The 2,717-nt window shown below is 34.9% G+C and carries 3 protein-coding genes and 2 tRNA genes; 2 read left to right on the forward strand and 3 right to left on the reverse strand.

All coding sequences use genetic code 11. The features are described 5' to 3' along the window. The coding region (locus RG571_RS11845) for an alpha/beta fold hydrolase (protein WP_308947719.1) at positions 1 to 249 on the reverse strand (249 nt) is incomplete at its 3' end. Between the two features lie 133 nt (positions 250 to 382). Beyond that, a tRNA-Thr gene (locus RG571_RS11850) sits at positions 383 to 455 on the reverse strand. Between the two features lie 213 nt (positions 456 to 668). Here RG571_RS11850 and RG571_RS11855 point away from each other — a divergent pair. Continuing rightward, positions 669 to 742, forward strand: a tRNA-Asn gene (locus RG571_RS11855). A gap of 137 nt (positions 743 to 879) precedes the next feature. Here the strand turns inward: RG571_RS11855 and RG571_RS11860 are convergent. Then, the gene (locus tag RG571_RS11860; RefSeq protein WP_002319627.1) at positions 880 to 1,044 is read right to left on the reverse strand and encodes a hypothetical protein; all 165 of its coding nucleotides are present in this window, start codon (positions 1,042 to 1,044) and stop codon (positions 880 to 882) included. A gap of 293 nt (positions 1,045 to 1,337) precedes the next feature. Between RG571_RS11860 and RG571_RS11865 the strand changes: the two genes are divergently transcribed. Beyond that, on the forward strand, positions 1,338 to 2,666 hold the full coding sequence (locus RG571_RS11865; protein WP_002327205.1) for a C1 family peptidase: 1,329 nt from the start codon (positions 1,338 to 1,340) through the stop codon (positions 2,664 to 2,666). Positions 2,667 to 2,717: the final 51 nt, after the last annotated feature.

Genomic DNA, 2,717 nt, shown 5'->3' on the forward strand with positions numbered 1-2,717 from the left:
AGGAGTTGCAAGATAGTTTAAAGCAATAACAGCGCCTAAAGATAATCCACATAAAATAAAAGGTTCCTTTATCTGATTCAATTGTACTTCGATGTATTTGGTTAAGTCGTCTAAAGTAGCAGTGTCTGTGCTGTTTAAATGATTGAACAATGAAAGACTTTTGCAAGAATAACTATTGGGTAGATAAGAGATTACATCTTTCCATGATTGTTCGTCTTGGCCTAGACCATGCAAAAAAACAATTTTCATATTGCTCTCCTTTTTATAGTTATCATATAGACTTTCTTTGTACTATTAAAATATAAACATTCATTTCTTATGTCATAAAATAAAAAAACAGCGCAGACACATTGTTAAACCAATATGCTACACTGTTTAAGGAAGCCACTTGCCGGGCTTGAACCGGCGACCTCTTCCTTACCATGGAAGCGCTCTACCAGCTGAGCTAAAGCGGCATTATCATTAATACAAATAATAGGATAACGAATATTAATGTATTTGTCAACAGAATTTTTTCGAAAAAATGTGTTTCTCTAATAGGAAAACAGATTTTAGAAAAAATAAAAATAACAAAAAATGCGAACGGTTTCTTTGATAATATAATAAAAAAATTCAAAAAAAGTATTGCGTTATTTAGAAGAAATTGATATTATATTCATGTACTTGATTCCGGCATAGCTCAGTTGGTAGTAGCGCATGACTGTTAATCATGATGTCGTAGGTTCGAGTCCTACTGCCGGAGTAAATAAAAGCTTACACAGCTAAAAAAAGAAATCCATTCACTTGGATTTCTTTTTTTTACGATAAATAAAGTCTTCCATTTTTATACTGTATATCGCTTTCCTTGGAAGAGAGTAAAGTCTTCTACGCACAATTCAATTAACCATATTTCCCGTCATCGCTAAATACGAAATAAATGAGCATCCCTACACCAATCAAGGCGCAAGCTACCCCAAGGAAAGGGACAATATTTCCAAAATGTTCTGTATTCATAAGTATGCTACCACCTACAAACAAAAAGCCGCCAGCCATCAGATTTTTCATTTTATTTATCCTCCTTTCTTGCATTATAGTATTTTATTCATTCAGCATTCTTGAACGTTATTTTGTAGAATTATGTTCTTCTAATCCTTTTCTTTATTATACAGTCCATTATCATGATCTCATAGAAATATCCCCATTTTTATCTGAAAATTATCGATACCGTATGAAGTTTTCCTTCATGAAATTGTAAGTATATTCTCATTCAAGTGAAATTTTCATCATAGAAGAGATTGTATTTCTAAATTCTTAAGAGTAAAATACGAAGTATAACTTGGATTTGGAAGGATGATTGGATGAAAGCTATTACGCCTGATATGACAACAAAATTTAACAAACAGTTTCAAGCAAATATCAAACAGCAGGCATTGCAGCGGGCAGTTGTGAAGAACGGAATTACCGCTTCTGCTGAAAATGTTTCAGCACATGTGGAGAATACACCGGTATTTTCTATAGATTTGGCTACGGGGAAAGTGGCTAATCAAATGCAATCGGGGCGTTGCTGGATGTTTGCTGCACTGAACACATTCCGTCATAAGATGCTGAATCAATTCCATTTAAAAGAGTTTGAATTATCACAAAATTACACTTTTTTCTGGGATAAATATGAAAAGGCAAATTATTTCTATGAAAACATCATTGCAACAGGAAAAGAGGCAATCGATAGCCGGAAAGTAGCTTTCTTACTCGCTACTCCTCAACAAGATGGTGGCCAATGGGATATGATCGTTTCATTATTCCAAAAATATGGCGTTGTGCCTAAATCGGTGATGCCGGAAAGTGCGAATAGTTCAAATTCTCGAGATTTGAATAACTACTTGAACAAATTACTGCGTAAAGATGCAGTAGTGTTACGGAAAATGGTTGCTCAAGGAGAAACATTAGACGCTATTGAAGAAAAGAAAGAAGAAATGCTAGAAAGCATTTATAACTTCTTATCTATCTCATTAGGAACACCTCCAAAAGAATTCGATTTTGAGTACCGCGATGAAGAAAAGAACTATCATCTTGACCGAGGACTGACACCACAAATTTTTTATGATAAATACATCGGTGTAAAATTAGATGATTATGTTAGCGTGATTAATGCACCAACAAAAGACAAACCATTCAATCGTTCTTATACAGTAGAGATGCTAGGAAATGTCGTTGGCGGGAAAGAAGTCAAATATCTGAATGTTGATATGGAAACTTTCAAAAAATTAGCGATTGCTCAGCTTGAAGAAGGAGAATCTGTTTGGTTTGGTTGTGATGTAGGTCAATCTTCTACTAGAACTAGTGGCATCATGGCCTTAGATGCTTATTCAATGGATGATCTATTTGATACGGATTTTACAATGACTAAAGCTGAACGTTTAGATTTTGGAGAAAGTCTGATGACCCATGCGATGGTATTGACCGGTGTTGACTTAGTAGACGGGCAATCAACAAAATGGAAAGTCGAAAATAGCTGGGGCGAAAAAGTTGGAAAGAATGGCTTCTTCGTTATGAGTGATGCCTGGATGGACGAATATACGTACCAAATCGTTGTAAGAAAAGATTTATTGACGAAAGAGCAATTAAATGCGTTCAATGAAGAACCAATTGTTCTATCTCCGTGGGATCCAATGGGTGCTTTAGCATAGACGAGTATTTCAATGAAGAGTATGTAGTAAAGATAAAAAGAGCTGGCTTAA

This window comes from Enterococcus sp. FR204, from assembly GCF_031143325.1.
Lineage (GTDB): Bacteria > Bacillota > Bacilli > Lactobacillales > Enterococcaceae > Enterococcus_B > Enterococcus_B faecium.

What these genes read in the sequence shown, in the direction of transcription:
- RG571_RS11860 (WP_002319627.1), bottom strand. Translation starts at nt 1,044, where the DNA reads ATGAAAAATCTGATGGCTGGCGGCTTTTTGTTTGTAGGTGGTAGCATA.
- RG571_RS11865 (WP_002327205.1), top strand. Translation starts at nt 1,338, where the DNA reads ATGAAAGCTATTACGCCTGATATGACAACAAAATTTAACAAACAGTTT.